Genomic DNA, 14,914 nt, shown 5'->3' on the forward strand with positions numbered 1-14,914 from the left:
GACGACCAGCAGAATCTCGAAAAACAGGACCATGAGTCCAATCCTAACTTACGATCAGCGTTCCACAGGAACGCCGATGAGTGATCCGTATTCCACCCAGCTACCGTCGTAGTTCGCGACCCCGGACACTCCGAGGAGCTCGCGTAGTACGAACCAGGTATGCGAGGAGCGTTCGCCGATGCGGCAGTAGGTGACGATGCGGGCGCCGTCCTCGGCCGCGAGCAGCGGCTTCGCATAAAGGCGCCGAAGGTCCTCGTCGCTGCGGAAGGTGCCGTCGCGCGCCACAGCGCGGTTCCACGGGATCGACAGCGCTCCGGGGATGTGGCCGCGCTGCTGCCCGCCCTCCTGCGGCAGGTGCGGCGGCGCAAGGAGGCGCCCGGTGAATTCGTCGACGCTGCGCACGTCGATGAGCACGTCGTGATCGAGACCGTCGAGCACATCGGAGCGAAGCGCGCGGATCTCGGCGTCGACGCCGGGGACCGGGTAGTCGGTGGCGGCCGGCTCCGGCACCTCGTCGGTGAGCGGGCGGCCCTCCATCGTCCACTTCATCCGGCCGCCGTCGAGTATCCGCACATCGGCGTGCCCATAGAGCTTGAACAGCCAATATCCGAAGGCCGCGAACCAGTTGTGGTTGCCGCCGTAGAGCACGACCGTGTCTCCCGGCGCAATCCCCCGCGCCCCGAGGAGTGTGGCGAATTCCTCCGCGCCGACGATGTCTCTGGAGGCCTGGGACTGCAGGTCCGTGCGCCAATCGAGCGCCATCGCCCCGGGCAGGTGCCCCTGGGCGGCGTAGGCGCCGGCGTCCTCGTCCACCTCGACGATGTGGATGCCCGCGGCGCCCAGGTGCTCGGACATCCACGCGGTAGTCACAAGGACATCTGATCGTGGCATGGGGCCAGTTTAGCCCCGCTATGGGTGCGGGCTGTAAGTAAGCCCGCCCGAGAGTTCGCGGGGGGAGAAACGGAGCTCGTCGAATTCGGCCTCGAGCCACAGCGAGTGCGCTCGCGCCTCGATCCGCTCCGGAGGCAGGCCAAGTGGCATCGACGCGGCGTCGAAGCGCAGCGCGTCGCCTGACAACGGGGTACCGCCCGGCCAGTCGGTGGACCCGTCCTCGGCGCCCGGAACGTGCTGGGACAGCCTGCGCCCCGCGGCGGAGGTGTCCTGTTCGGCGATGACGGCGGACGCCGTCCCGCGCTCGGCCCGCAGATCCAACGCGAACGCGGCGCTGGCGTCGACGCAGGACCCTGCGTTCGTGGCGGCGCCGGGGTCCCCGGCCGCTTCCGGAGCGAGGAGCCGTCCGGCGATTCGGGCGCGCTGCTCGGGTGCGCCGACGAGGCTGCCGTCGTCGAACGCGGAGAGGAATGCACTGCACAGCCCGAGTGGCGTGCCGATCGCCTGTGCCCCGAGTTCGACGCGCACCGTGCCGTCGGACACGACGAGTTCGTCGCCGTCAAGGCGGCCCTCGCGGGCATCGAGGTAGACGGTGGCGACGCCCGACGGCACGTAGCGACCGTCCGTCGAGTCTGCCTGCATGGGTACCTCCTGGGCGCGGATCGACAGGTCGGTCCACTCCCGCCCGCCGGGGTGCAGCGTCCACCGGGGCGCGGCATTGACCTGGACCGGCGGGAGCGGGGACGCAGCCGGGCGGATGGCGTGAGCGAGCGTCGACTGTCCTTGTGCGGCGAGGTACATGCCGACCAGGCCGAATGCCAGGATCGACGTCATTACTACCGAGAAGGCGAAGAGAAGGATGCGGCCGGCGGGGCGCTTTGTGCGGGGCAAGGGGGCTTCGCCTCCTTCGGGGATCGTCGCGGGCCGTGCCATCGGCCCAGCGTATACTTTTCCCATCACGGCGGTGCGGCCCCTGGGGCACGGCGTCGTCGAGCACTTTCCGGGCCAGGGGAGTCATAAGGATTGGCGCGCTGCCGGGGAGACGAAATCCGGAAGCGATGTGGGAGGTGCCGGTGGAACTACTTTTGCTGTCGCACGAGGAAGTAGACGAGGCGATCCCGTCGCTGGGGCTGCTCGCGCACACCGTCCAGCGGGCCGAGCCGACCGCGACGGCGGTGATGGCGGCGGCCGAGGCCGACGCGGTGCTCGTGGACGCGCGCACCGAGCTCGCTGCCGCCCGCACGCTGTGCCGATTGCTGTCGGGTGCAGTGGAGGCGCCCGTCGTCGCGATCGTGTCCGAGGGCGGCCTCGTCGCGGTGAATTCCGAATGGGGGATCCTCGAGCTGCTCATGCCCGCGATCGGCCCCGCGGAGCTCGACGCACGGCTGCGCCTCCTCTCGGCGCACCTGGCGAGCGCGGAGACCGAACGGACCGTGCTGCAGCTCGGCGACCTGGTGATCGACGAGGAGACCTACGTCGCCCGGCTCAAGGGGCGTCCCCTCGACCTCACGTACAAGGAATTCGAGCTCCTCAAATACCTCGTCCAGCACACCGGACGGGTATTCACCCGCGAACAGCTCCTGCACGAGGTGTGGGGGTACGACTTCTTCGGCGGCACCCGCACCGTCGACGTGCACGTGCGCCGTTTGCGCGCGAAGCTCGGCTCCGAAAACGAATCGCTCATCGGAACCGTGCGTAACGTCGGCTACAAGGCCGTCTCGCCGTAGCGAGTTCGGCGACCCCGCCTGGCGCACCGGCCGCGCGGAGGGCACTGTTGGGATATGGCTTCTTCCACCGACCCCGACCGGCACCCGCAGGATCTCGAGATCACCGAGGTCAATTCCCTCGACCCGTCACGGGTTGGCGAGGTGCGGCGCATCGCTGCCGAGGCCGAGGCGAGCGACGGCGTCGCGCCGCTGGGCGAGCAGCCCATGCTCGCGCTGGAGCGTCCGGCTCCCGGCGTCGCCCATGTACTCGCGCTTTATGACGGCGGTCTTGCCGGATACGCCCAGGCCGCCGATTCCGACGATGGGCAGGTCGTCGAATTCGTCGTGGCGCCCGGTTTTCGGGGACGCGGGATCGCGACCGCCCTGGTGGATTGGATGCTCCGACGTCATCCACGAATGACGTTCTGGGCGCACGGAGACCGGCCGGAGGCCGCCGCGATCGCCGCTTCTCACTCGATGGGCAAGGTGCGCGAGCTGCTGGTGATGACGCGGAAGCGCGGCGAGGCGCCGGATGTCTCCGCCTTCGGGGCGAATCCGGGTGGCGTCGCCCCTGAGGGGCGCGAGGATGTCGAGGTCCTCGACCTCAACGAAGCCTACTCGCGGTATGGCGCGGACGCTGTCGATTCGGCGGTGCTGCGCGTCAACAACGCCGCGTTCGACTGGCACCCGGAGCAGGGCGGCTGGTCGTTGGAGACGCTGCGCGAGCGGATGGGCGTGGAATGGTTTGATCCCGCGGGTTTCTTCGTGGCGCTCGAACCAGGCGAGCCGTTGCGCCTGCTCGGTTTCCACTGGACGAAGAACGTGCCGGTCGCGGCGGGGGAGCCCCCACTCGGTGAGGTCTACGTGGTCGGCGTCGATCCGTCCGCCCAGGGGCGCGGACTCGGGCAGCTGCTCACGGCCGTGGGTATCGCCTACCTGGAGGGGCTCGGCATCGACGAGATCGAACTGTACGTCGAGGGCGATAACGCCTCCGCGCTGCGCGCATATGAAAAGCTCGGTTTCCATACCACTAAAAGCGATGTCATGTACGGCACCGATGGGGCGTGACGCATTTTCGGGCGTGATCCATATCGCTTGTGGGGGTGAACCCTCAGGCTCATATTCCCCCTGCTACCAGCGAGAACATTAGCGTTCTCCAGCGACCAGCAGGGAATTTACCTTCCGTTCAACTTCAGTCTGTGCCGCGTTATTAAAGCTTGCTTAGCGTACTGATTCGGTGATGGTGATCTGTCGTCTAACGCTGCGCCTTGGAACGTCTTCGAACGTTCGGGGGGTGCGCAGGGAAACGTTCGTCGGCGCGAGCCCATCGTCAAGCGAAAACGCCCACGGTCTGCGACTCAAGCATCTCGCGAGAGACCGAAAACAAAACGGAGGAAATGTTCGTGAATACCAAGCGCGTAGGTGCACTGCTCGGCATCGCTGCTGTTGCTTCCATCGGCCTGGCTGCCTGCAGTGACGACGGCGGGTCGACGACCACTGCTGACGGCGAAGAGTGCGACGTCACCTCGACGATTGCCGCTTCGGGTGCGACCTCGCAGCGCAACGCGATGAACGTCTTCTCGAACGAGTTCGACGCTCAGTGTGGCGGACAGCTCGACTACAACGCGAACGGTTCCGGCTCGGGCATCTCCGAGTTCATCGGTGGACAGTCCGTCTTCGCCGGTTCGGACTCGCCGCTCAAGGAAGAGGAGGCCGCCCAGGCCGAGCAGGCATGTGGCGCACCGGCGTGGAACCTCCCGATGGTTTTCGGCCCGATCGCGGTTGCCTACAAGCTCGAGGGTCTCGATCAGCCGCTTACGCTGAGTCCGCAGGTCATGGCCCAGATCTTCAAGGGTGAGATCAAGAAGTGGAATGACCCGGCCATCGCCGAGCTCAACGAGGGCGTCGACATCCCGGACACCGACATCGTCGTGATCTTCCGTTCGGACGAGTCGGGCACCACCGACAACTTCCAGAAGTACCTCGACGCCGCAGCGGGCGATGCCTGGGGCAACGGCGCCGGCAAGACCTTCCAGGGCGGCACCGGCCAGGGCGCGAACGGTAACGACGGCGTCGCCTCGGCGATCGCCAACGCCGACGGTGCGATCACCTACACCGAGTGGTCTTTCGCCACAGGCCAGAACCTCGACATCGCGAACGTCACCACGAGCGCCAGCGAGGACGAGGGCGTGGAGCTCAATGCCGAGACCGTCGGCAAGACGATCGACACGGCCCAGCTGGTCAACGAGGAGGGCAACGATCTCGCGATCGACACCGCATCCTTCTACGAGCCCACCGAGGCCGGCGCTTACCCGCTCGTCATGCCGACCTACGAGATCGTGTGCTCCAAGTACGAAGATGTCGAGACCGGCCAGGCCGTGAAGCAGTTCCTCAAGGTTGCCGCGTCCGAGGACGTTCAGGCTCAGCTCGAGGACGAGGGCTACATCCCGGTTCCGGAGGAGTTCCGCCAGAAGCTCGACACGGCTATCGACGCCATCGAGGCGTAGGTTCGCGGACCCACGCTGCGTGTGACCCGGTGCCGGGCAGCCGCAAGAAAAGCTGCCCGGCACTTCCCGCGTTTAAATACCAATTTGGATTGAAGGACAGATGACTGTTCACGACGATGTAGACAGTGGCTCGAAATCCCTGACCAAAGACTCGGATTCGGCAGGCAAAGGCGGCGCCAAAAGCGCCCCGAAGTCGCCACTGAGCTCTGGGAAGAACGATTCCCGCAAACAGGACTCGACGTTCCGCTGGGGCACCCAGATCGCCGCCGCGATCGTGGTCGTCCTCGTGGCGATGATCGCCGTGGTGCTCGCCGTACAGGGCTGGCAGGCGTTGAGCATGAACAACGCCAACTTCCTTCTCAGCGGTGAGTGGAACACCAACGGTCACCGTACCGACCCCGAATCCTTCCGATTCGGCATCTTCGACATGTTCGTCGTCACGGTGATGAGCTCGATCGTCGCACTACTCCTCGCGGTTCCCGTCGCCGTCGGTATCGCGGTGTTCCTCGTGCAGTACGCCCCGCCGAGCATCTCGCGTGCCCTGTCGACCGTGATCGACCTGCTCGCCGCCGTTCCCTCGATCATCTACGGCTTGTGGGGCGTGCTCGTTCTCGCGCCGTTCCTCACTCCGCTCGCCGAGTTCCTCAACCGCAACCTCGGTTGGATCTTCCTCTTCGGCGACGGCAACATCATGCTGATCGGCAACACCGTGTTCACCGCGTCAATCGTTCTCGCCGTGATGATTCTTCCGATCATCACCTCGATGTCGCGCGAAACGATCCGCCAGACCCCCGGCCTGCAGCAGGAAGCGGCGATGGCGCTCGGCGCGACCCGCTGGGAAAAGATCCGGATGACGTGCTTCCCGTACGCCAAGTCCGGAATCATCGCCGGTTCGATGCTCGCGCTCGGCCGCGCGCTCGGTGAGACCATCGCCGTCCTCATGATTCTCGGTGCGACCCCCGCGGCCACCCAGGAAATCCAGCGCCTGACCAACTACTCGCTGTTCGATGGTGGCTCGACCTTCGCTTCGAAGATCGCCGCCGGCGCTGCGGAGTTCAACGACCCGATCTCGACGGGCGCGTACATCGCCGCCGGCCTGGTCTTGTTCATCCTCACGTTCGTCGTCAACGGCATCGCTCGCGCGTTCGCCGGCGGAAAGGTCAACGGATAATGTCGACTACCACTACCGATAAACTTTCTCAGCCGGCCAAGCCGGAGAACGTCTTCATTCCGACCGCAGGTGGCCGCAAGGTCAAGAACAATGTGGCGACAGTTCTGTTCACCCTGAGCTTCTTCGTCGCCCTCGTTCCGCTCGTCGCGCTCCTGTACAAGGTGATCGTCGACGGTTTCCCGGTCATTCTCGACCTCGCGTGGTGGACCGAAGACCTTCGCGGCGTCGGTAACAACGAGTTGGCAGGTGGCGTGCTCCACGCCATCTACGGTTCCGTCGTGCAGGTGCTGATGGCCTCCGTCATCGCCATCCCGCTCGGTGTCCTCGCAGGCATCATGCTCGTCGAGTTCTCCGAATCGAAGCTTGCCAAGCCGACCACCTTCATGGTCGACGTCCTCGCCGGCGTCCCCTCGATCGTCGCGGCGATCTTCATCTTCGGCGTGTGGATGACGACGTTCGGCATGCGCAAGAGCGGCTTCGCCGTCGCGCTGGCTCTCGTTCTGCTCATGCTTCCGCTCGTCATCCGCTCCACGGAGGAAATGCTCAAGCTGGTCCCGGACGAGTTGCGTGAGGCCTCGTTGGCACTCGGTGTTCCGCGATGGAAGACGATCGTGTTCATTGTTATCCCGACCGCGCTGTCGGGCATGATCTCCGGCATCTTCCTCGCGGTCGCCCGCGTCATGGGCGAGACCGCCCCGGTGCTCGTGCTCGTCGGCTACTCCTCGCGGGCTAACTACGATGCCTTCGACGGCAACATGGCTTCGCTGCCGCTGCTCATCTACAACGAGCGCTCGAACGCCACCGACACCGGCGTTGCACGCCAGTGGGGCGCGGCCCTTACGCTCATCATCCTCATCGCCATCGCCAATATTTTGGCCACAGCGGCCGCGAAGGCCCTGCAGCCCAAGACCTCTTCGAAGTAAGGAAACCCAGCCATGGCAATGCGTCTCGATCTCGAGAAACTCAATATCTTCTACGGCGACTTCCACGCCGTGCAGGACGTTAACCTCTCGGTTGCGCCGCGCTCGGTGACCGCCTTCATCGGTCCGTCGGGCTGTGGCAAGTCCACCGTTCTGCGCACCATCAACCGTATGCACGAGGAAATCCCGGGTGCCTATACCAAGGGCAAGATTCTCCTCGACGGCGTCGACATCAATGGCAAGGACGTGGACCCCGTAGCCGTGCGCCGCACCATCGGCATGGTGTTCCAGCGGCCGAACCCGTTCCCGACGATGTCCATCCGCGAGAACGTCGTGGCCGGTCTCCGACTGCAGGGCGTGCGCAGCAAGTCCAAGCTAGACGAGGTCTGCGAGAAGTCGCTGCGCGGCGCCAACCTCTGGGACGAGGTCAAGGACCGCCTCGACAAGCCGGGCGGCGGCCTGTCCGGTGGTCAGCAGCAGCGTCTGTGCATCTCCCGCGCGATCGCCGTGGAGCCCGCCGTGCTGCTCATGGACGAGCCGTGTTCGGCGCTCGACCCGATCTCGACGCTCGCCGTCGAGGACCTCATCAGCGAGCTGAAGACGGACTACACGATCGTCATCGTCACGCACAACATGCAGCAGGCCGCGCGTGTGTCCGACCAGACCGCTTTCTTCAACCTCGAGGCCACGGGTAAGCCCGGTCATCTCGTCGAGATCAACCCGACCGAGAAGATCTTCTCGAACCCGGATCTCAAGGAGACCGAGGACTACATCGCCGGCCGATTCGGCTAAGCAGCCTGCCGCTCGTAGGCAAGAGGGTCCCGGTCGCGCAAGGCGCGTGGCCGCGGCCCTTTTTCGCTGCCGTGATTGGCGCGGTTCACCTGCCGGAGGTACTCATGACGAAGGCCGGGACCCTGGATCGGGTCCCGGCCTTTGGGATTGGGTGCGGCGCGAGCCGCCGAATGTGGGATCTAAATGGTGCCGCTGTCGCGCAGGCGCTCCTCGAGCTCCTTCTGGCGACGCTCGAACTCGGCGACGATTTCTTCCTTCGGAGCGTCGTCGTTGGGGGAGACCTCCTGGTTGACCGACGAGTTGGGAAGCTGGCCGGTCGTGAGGAAGATGACCCGCTCGGCTACCTCGACCGCGTGGTCGGAGAAACGCTCGAAGTAGCGGCCGAGCAGCGTGACGTCGACGGCCGCGGCGACGCCGTGGTCCCACTCGCGCACGGTGAGGAGAGTGAACAGGTGGCGGCGCAGATCGTCGATCGCATCGTCCTGCTCCGACAAGCTCGCCGCCTGGGTGAGGTCGCGGGTCATCATCACCTCGGTCGCGGCGCGACCGAGATTGACGGCGACGCGGCCCATCTCGGCGAAGTAGCCGGACAGCGGCTCCGGGATGGCTTTCTCCGGGTGGCGGCGGCGCGAGATCTTCGCGACGTGCAAAGCGAGTGCGCCCATGCGGTTGATGTCCTGAATCGCCTGGATCGACGACACGACCTGACGAAGATCCGAAGCCACCGGGGCCTGGAGAGCGAGCAGCGAATAGGCGCTCTCCTCGGTTGCCCGGGACTGTGAAGACAGGACCTGCTCGCTGGACATCACCTTCTCGGCGGCGGCGAGATCTGCCTGCAGGAGGCTGTAGGTGGCCTCTTCCATAAGGTCCGTGGCGACCGAGCACATGTTGGCCATCGAGGCCGCCAGTTCGGTCAGCTGTGTAGTAAATCCTTCGCGCATGTTAGGAAATACTACTTTCCCCAAGGACAAAGCGCCTTAAATAAGGGTAAATGCTGCGTGAACGTGCCGAGGCGGCTTGGCATTTCGGGCCTAGAACCGCCCGAAGGAGGGGAGAGGAATGCGTCGACTAGCCGCCCGAGTTCTCGACCTCGGCGCCCGGGAGCGCCACGGAATCGTCCTCGGGATCGTCGAGCCAGCCCTCGGGGAGGAGCACCTTGCCGGGGGATCCCTGGCGTCCACGCGGCCCGTAACCGTCGGCGGGGAACGGTTCGTCGGCGGGGAGCCGGTCGAGCAGCGCCCGCAGGTCCGATAGCGCCGACACCTTCGCAAGGTCCACTCGCATTTCCGAACCCGCAGGAAAGCCGCGCAGGTACCAGGCGATGTGCTTGCGGATCTCGCGCATTCCCTTGTCTTCGCCATGGAACGCGGCCAGCAGCTCGCCGTGGCGGTACATGATGTCGGCGACCTCGCCGAGGTTCGGCGGTGCCGGGGCGGGGCGGCCCGCGAGCTTCGCCGAAAGCTCGGCGAAGAGCCACGGCCGACCAAGGCAACCACGTCCGATCACGACGCCATCGCAGCCGGTCTCGTCGACCATCCGCACCGCGTCGTCAGCGGAGAAAATGTCTCCGTTGCCGAGTACGGGAACGTCCGAGCCGAGCGCCCTGATGTGCTCGACCAGGCGCGCGATCTGCGTCCAGTCGGCCTCCCCGGAATAGCGCTGTGACGCCGTGCGGCCGTGCAGCGCGACGGCGGCCGCGCCCTCTTCTACCGCGATCCGGCCCGCGTCGAGGTGCGTGTGGTGCTCGTCGTCGATTCCGACGCGCATCTTCACCGTCACCGGGATATCGGTGCCGTCGGTGGCGCGGACGGCGGCCGCGACGATCGAGCGGAACAGCTTCCGCTTGAACGGGATCGCCGAACCGCCACCCTTTCGAGTCACCTTCGGCACCGGGCAGCCGAAGTTGATATCGATGTGGTCGGCCATATCCTCGTCGACGATCATCTTCGCCGCGCGATAAGTGTATTCGGGGTCGACGGTGTAGAGCTGCATCGACCGAGGGGACTCGTCGGGAGCGAAGGTCGCGAGGTGCATCGCCGTGTCATGGCGCTCCACGAGCGCACGGGCGGTGATCATCTCACACACGTACAACCCGGCGACCGAACCCTGCGAGGCGCGCTCGAGCTCGCGGCACAGCGTGCGAAACGCGACGTTGGTGACCCCGGCCATGGGGGCGAGCACCACAGGGGACGCGAGATCGAAGGGGCCGATACGCAGAGCGGAGGACCGCCCCGGCGCGCCACCATCGATCGTGGTGACGGCGGGGGCGGGATCCTTCACGTCAGTCGCGGTCATGGCATCCATTGTTCCGCGCAGCGTGCATACGCGCCAAATGGCGGGCGGACCGGGCTAGCGTGGGCCGGCATGGCGGACTTCAATCCCGGGCACCAGATGAGCCATCCGACGTTCGGTGACATGCTTCTCGCCCGGCTCGGCGACCATCGGCCCGGGTTGCTTTTCGAGCGGAAACGCTGGACGTGGGACGAGTTCGTCCGCGAATGCGCCGTCCGCGCCGCGCTGCTCGGGCGCTACGCGCGTGAGGCGGGCACGAGAATCGGTGCGCGCGAGCACCCACGGCACCAAACCCTGCACGTCGGTGTGCTCGCCGACAACGTCCCCGAGTACCTCTTCCTCCTCGGAGGAGCGGCATTGTCCGGCGTCACGATAATCGGGGTGAACCCGACGCGTAGGGGAGCGGAGCTGGCGGCGGATATCCGCGGCGTGGACTGCGATGTACTCCTCGTTTCGGCGACGGGGCTCGAGCTTCTTTCTGACCTGGACCCGGCCCGTGACCTGGGCCTTGCGAGGGCGCCGATCGAGATCGGCTCCGCTGCCTACCGGCGAGCGCTCGAGTCTCACGCGAGCGCGGCCACGGACCCCGAAGGCGAGTTCACCGAAGCCGGACGCGACGAGGGCACGTACCTGTCTCTGATGTTCACCTCGGGGTCCACGGGCGCGCCGAAGGCGGTCATTTGCAGCACCGGCCGCATGGCGATGCTCGGCCAGGTCAACTTCCGCGGGCTCGTGCCGGACGATGTGGCGTACTCGGCGATGCCGCTGTTCCACGGCAACGCGATCATGGGTGTGTTCGCGCCGTGCGTGTCGGTCGGGTGCGCGTTCTCGATGCGAGAACGATTCTCCGCCCGCCACTTCCTCGGCGACGTACGGTCCTTCGGCGCGACCTTCGCGAACTACGTAGGCCGTTCTCTCGCCTACATCCTCGCCGTCCCGGACTCGGAGCTCGAGCGCGATACGCGTTTGCGCATCGTCTTCGGTACCGAGGCCTCCGCCCATGATCGCGCCGAGTTCGAGCGGCGATTCGGCGTCGCCCCGTCGGAGGCATACGGCTCCTCCGAGGGCGGCGCCGTCATCCAGCGCACTCCGGACACCCCGCCAGATGCGCTGGGCCGCTCCGGGGATCACATGGACATCGCGATCCTCGGCCCAGGAGGTGAGGAGTGCCCTCCCGCGCGATTCGACTCCGACGGCGCGATCACGAATCCGGGCGAAGCCATAGGGGATATCGTCAATCGCACCGGCGCGCGATTGTTCGAGGGCTACTACAAGAATCCTGAGGCGAGCGCCGAGCGCGTCTCGGGCGATGCGTATCGCACCGGCGATCTCGGCTACACCGACGCCGAGGGATTCCTCTACTTCGCGGGGCGCGCGGGGGACAGGCTGCGCGTGAACTCGGAGAACTTCTCCGCCGCGCCCGTCGAGCGCATCCTCTCCCGGTTCCCCGGAGCCGTCGTCGTAGCGGTGTATCCGGTGCCGGATCCACGCACCGGCGACGCCGTGATGGCCGCCCTCCAGATGCTGCCCGGCCACGAGTTCGATGCGGACGCCTTCGCCGAGTTCCTCGGCGCGCAACCCGACCTCGGCCGATTGTGGCGCCCGCGATTCATCCGACTGGTCGAGGCCATGCCGACGACGGCGACGCGAAAGATCGCCAAACCGGTGTTGCGCCGCGAGTCCTGGCTCGTCGACGATCCGGTCTTCGTGCATGACGGCGGGCGATGCGTTCGCATGGACGCCGACGCCGCCCGCGCGCTTCGCGACGACTACGCGCGCCACAATCGCTCGCCGGCGGGGTACTAGCGGCACGTCGTGGGCGGTCCTCCCTCGCGGAGTACGCAGCGCGAACCCGAATAGATCGTCGCCATGCAGCGGTTGCAGTGCACGCACAGTGAGCGTCCGGCGGGGTCGGCGCGCAATCGTCGCGGCAGGTCCGGCTCTCGCAGCAGGCCTCGCCCCATGGCGACGAACTCGAATCCGCCGGCCATCGCGAGGTCCATGGAGGCACGATCGACGATGCCTCCGAGGAGGATCATCGGGAGCGAGACGGCCTCGCGGATCTGACGCGCGGCGTCATACATGTATGCGTCCGTGTACGGATACTCCTTGAACATCCGCCGCCCGACCAGCTTCATCCCGGCGCGGATCGCGGGCGGCTGGCTCCTTGCGAATTCGTCCACCGGTGCTTCGCCCTTGAACAGGTAGATGGGGTTGAGGAGCGAGCTGCCGACCGTCATTTCCAGGGCGTCGGCGCTGCCGTCCTCTTCGATCCAGCGTGCGACCTGCACGGCCTCATCGAGCCAGAAGCCGCCCCGGACACCGTCGTCCATATTGAGCTTGACGATGATCCCTATTCGGTCGCCGACCTCGTCGCGGATGGCGCGTCCGATCTCCCGCGCGAATCGGGCGCGATTGGCCAGCGTTCCGCCGTATCCGTCGCGCCGGCGATTGAGGCGAGGCGAGAGGAATTCGGAGACGAGGTAGTTGTGTCCGAAATGGACCTCGATCGCATCGAATCCGGTTTCCAACGCGCCCCGCGCTGCTCGTGCGTGGTCGGAGGTGATCCGCGCGATGTCGTCCGTGGTGCACGCCTTGGTGGGCGCGACCGCCTGCGGGGCGACGAACCGGGACGGCGACAGGGCGGTACGTCCCGTGGAACGTGAATTCGCCACCGCGCCCGCGTGCCCGATCTGCGCGCTGACCGCCGCACCCTCGCGGTGGACGGCGTCGGTGAGAGCGCGCAGGCCGCCGTCATCGGGCAACCCCCAGTGGAAACAATGTCGATCGGTGCGGCCCTCGGGAGAGGTGGCGAGGTAGGCGACGGTGGTCATGCCGACGCCGCCGCGGGCGTATTCGGTGTGGAACTCGATGAGCTCGTCCGTGATGCGCCCGCGTGGGGTGCGACCCTCGAATGTCGCGGATTTGATGATCCGGTTGCGCAACCGCGCCGGGCCGATCGTCGCGGGCGAGAAGACGTCGGGCCGATTGTGGACGGAAGACGCGTCATTCATGTGGATGACCGTAGCGAGCACGTCGCTGCGGGGCGGTGAATCGCCCGAGATGTTCCGATTCTCCCCGGAGCGGTTCGGACGCCGATACCGGCCCGTCGGGAGTGGGAAAGTGGTGCCCCCAGCCGGGCTCGAACCGGCGACCTGCGGATTAAAAGTCCGTAGCTCTACCAACTGAGCTATAGGGGCACAAAACACAATACATTCCGGATTCGAGCAGCCAAACACGGGATCCGGGCCCGCCGGTGGAGGGAAACCAAGGTCGGGGAGCTCCGGTAAATCCGGCGAGTTTGGCAGGCGGTTGGGAAAGTCACGCATTCGTCGTTTAGACTTACTCCCGCTGCTGACCGGCGTTTCGCCGGACGTGGCGCGCCCCCTTCGTCTAGCGGCCTAGGACGCCGGCCTTTCACGCCGGTAGCGCGGGTTCGAATCCCGTAGGGGGTACACCTGGAAAGCCCCGGGAGCAGGCACGCTGCGACCCGGGGTTTTGCGCATTCTGCGCACCTCCGTCGTCAGACGGACCGGCAGCGGGAACAGCCGCGGAACACCCGCCTCGAGGGGGATCCGGGGCGGCGAAAGCGCTCGTAACGTTGCAGGCATGATGATCGCCGACGAAATCTTTCTGTTGTACACCGCCGACTCCGGCGGCGTGTTCGCGCAGTACCGCCAGTTCGCGGTGACCGGCGCTACCGTCGCCGACCTGATCCTCGCGCAACGCGTGGAACTCGACGGGCGCAAGGACCCGCGTATCTCGTTGCTCGACTCGCGCCCGGTCGGTCACCCGGCTCACGACGCGGTGCTCGAATATCTCCACGAGCGAATCGCCGACAAGGGGAAGCAGGTCAAGCTGTCGCAGCTGTTGGGCGTGCGTTCGCTGAAGCTCGAGGAGCGCACAGGCCGTGCGTTGCACGACGCCGGGATCCTCGGCCTCGTGGGTGCGAGGTTCGGTGGCCTCGTGAGGCCTAAGTACCCGGTGTCGAACCCGTTGCCCGAACAGCAGCTGCGGGCGCGACTCGCGCACGTGTTGCGTGGCGGAGAGCCGACTCCGGCCGATGCCGTGCAGCTTTCCATCCTCAAGGGGACATCGACCGTCCACCGGATTCTGCGCGACGAGGTGCGCGGGATGTCGCGGAAGGAAGTGAAGGGTGCCATCGAGTCGCTGGAAACCCGCGGCGACATCGGGCCGGCGATCAAGCGGGCGATCGACATGCTGGTGACCGCGGTGATGACTCCCGTGATGATCGGCGTCGTGACCTCGTCGGGGTAGCCAGGCGGGGACGTCAACGCCGTCAATCCCTGTCTTTTGCTGGCGATTTGTGTTTTTATGAAGCCGTGGCCTAAAGTTCTAATCCGTGCGAAACGCCCGGTCCGGAAACGGTCCGACGCAAGCAGCACGGCCCTGTGGCGCAGTTGGTTAGCGCGCCGCCCTGTCACGGCGGAGGTCGCGGGTTCAAGTCCCGTCAGGGTCGCAAAAGGTTCCGGGTTCACCTGGGATCTTCCGGCCAGGTAGCTCAGTTGGTACGAGCGTCCGCCTGAAAAGCGGAAGGTCGCCGGTTCGATCCCGGCCCTGGCCACAACTTCATGCATCAGCCCGGCGGTAGAAACCGCCGGGTTTTTGCGTTTC

12 protein-coding genes, 4 tRNA genes and 1 pseudogene are annotated in these 14,914 nt (G+C 66.2%); 11 read left to right on the forward strand and 6 right to left on the reverse strand.

All coding sequences use genetic code 11. The features are described 5' to 3' along the window. Positions 1-54: 54 nt before the first annotated feature. Positions 55-891, reverse strand: coding sequence for a sulfurtransferase (locus BJL86_RS03915; protein WP_067476572.1), 837 nt, complete (start codon positions 889-891; stop codon positions 55-57). Positions 892-909: 18 nt separating this feature from the next. Beyond that, positions 910-1,782 (reverse strand): hypothetical protein, encoded by an 873-nt coding sequence (locus BJL86_RS03920; protein WP_156515391.1) that lies wholly within the window; start codon positions 1,780-1,782, stop codon positions 910-912. Positions 1,783-1,964: 182 nt separating this feature from the next. Here BJL86_RS03920 and BJL86_RS03925 point away from each other — a divergent pair. From BJL86_RS03925 to pstB, 6 genes and pseudogenes are all read left to right on the forward strand, one after another. Continuing rightward, a pseudogene (locus tag BJL86_RS03925) lies at positions 1,965-2,615 on the forward strand (winged helix-turn-helix domain-containing protein); the annotation flags it as partial. Between the two features lie 57 nt (positions 2,616-2,672). Beyond that, on the forward strand, positions 2,673-3,665 hold the full coding sequence (gene mshD / locus BJL86_RS03930; RefSeq protein ID WP_067476568.1) for a mycothiol synthase: 993 nt from the start codon (positions 2,673-2,675) through the stop codon (positions 3,663-3,665). A gap of 335 nt (positions 3,666-4,000) precedes the next feature. Beyond that, positions 4,001-5,104, forward strand: coding sequence for a phosphate ABC transporter substrate-binding protein PstS (pstS, locus tag BJL86_RS03935; RefSeq protein ID WP_156515390.1), 1,104 nt, complete (start codon positions 4,001-4,003; stop codon positions 5,102-5,104). 100 nt (positions 5,105-5,204) lie between these two features. Continuing rightward, on the forward strand, positions 5,205-6,275 hold the full coding sequence (gene pstC, locus BJL86_RS03940) for a phosphate ABC transporter permease subunit PstC (RefSeq protein ID WP_082908632.1): 1,071 nt from the start codon (positions 5,205-5,207) through the stop codon (positions 6,273-6,275). Then, entirely contained in the window at positions 6,275-7,198 is a 924-nt protein-coding gene (gene pstA / locus BJL86_RS03945) for a phosphate ABC transporter permease PstA (protein ID WP_067476563.1), read from the forward strand. Before pstC ends, pstA begins: the two co-directional genes overlap by 1 nt. Positions 7,199-7,210: 12 nt before the next feature. Beyond that, positions 7,211-7,987 (forward strand): phosphate ABC transporter ATP-binding protein PstB, encoded by a 777-nt coding sequence (pstB, locus tag BJL86_RS03950; RefSeq protein WP_067476560.1) that lies wholly within the window; start codon positions 7,211-7,213, stop codon positions 7,985-7,987. A 179-nt stretch (positions 7,988-8,166) separates the two neighbouring features. Here pstB and phoU read toward each other — a convergent pair whose 3' ends face one another. Then, positions 8,167-8,928: a phosphate signaling complex protein PhoU gene (gene phoU, locus BJL86_RS03955; RefSeq protein ID WP_067476557.1), complete on the reverse strand. Its 762-nt coding sequence runs from the start codon at positions 8,926-8,928 to the stop codon at positions 8,167-8,169. A gap of 127 nt (positions 8,929-9,055) precedes the next feature. Further along, the gene (dusB, locus tag BJL86_RS03960; RefSeq protein WP_067476584.1) at positions 9,056-10,282 is read right to left on the reverse strand and encodes a tRNA dihydrouridine synthase DusB; all 1,227 of its coding nucleotides are present in this window, start codon (positions 10,280-10,282) and stop codon (positions 9,056-9,058) included. Between the two features lie 69 nt (positions 10,283-10,351). On the opposite strand from dusB, the gene BJL86_RS03965 reads away from it, so the two are divergent. Beyond that, positions 10,352-12,085: an AMP-binding protein gene (locus BJL86_RS03965; protein ID WP_231887261.1), complete on the forward strand. Its 1,734-nt coding sequence runs from the start codon at positions 10,352-10,354 to the stop codon at positions 12,083-12,085. Here the strand turns inward: BJL86_RS03965 and BJL86_RS03970 are convergent. Both BJL86_RS03970 and BJL86_RS03975 read right to left on the reverse strand, forming a co-directional pair. After that, positions 12,082-13,293 (reverse strand): NADH:flavin oxidoreductase, encoded by a 1,212-nt coding sequence (locus BJL86_RS03970; RefSeq protein WP_067476578.1) that lies wholly within the window; start codon positions 13,291-13,293, stop codon positions 12,082-12,084. The genes BJL86_RS03965 and BJL86_RS03970 overlap by 4 nt on opposite strands. A 110-nt stretch (positions 13,294-13,403) precedes the next feature. Next, positions 13,404-13,479: transfer RNA gene (locus tag BJL86_RS03975), tRNA-Lys, on the reverse strand. Positions 13,480-13,661: 182 nt separating this feature from the next. On the opposite strand from BJL86_RS03975, the gene BJL86_RS03980 reads away from it, so the two are divergent. From BJL86_RS03980 to BJL86_RS03995, 4 genes are all read left to right on the forward strand, one after another. Next, a tRNA-Glu gene (locus tag BJL86_RS03980) sits at positions 13,662-13,734 on the forward strand. Between the two features lie 154 nt (positions 13,735-13,888). Then, a complete protein-coding gene (locus BJL86_RS03985) occupies positions 13,889-14,557 on the forward strand; it encodes a GOLPH3/VPS74 family protein (protein ID WP_067476554.1) in 669 nt (222 codons plus the stop codon). 128 nt (positions 14,558-14,685) lie between these two features. Further along, positions 14,686-14,759: transfer RNA gene (locus BJL86_RS03990), tRNA-Asp, on the forward strand. A 31-nt stretch (positions 14,760-14,790) separates the two neighbouring features. Then, positions 14,791-14,864, forward strand: a tRNA-Phe gene (locus tag BJL86_RS03995). Positions 14,865-14,914 lie beyond the last annotated feature (50 nt).

Source organism: Dietzia timorensis (assembly GCF_001659785.1).
In the GTDB taxonomy this organism is placed as follows: Bacteria; Actinomycetota; Actinomycetes; order Mycobacteriales; family Mycobacteriaceae; genus Dietzia; species Dietzia timorensis.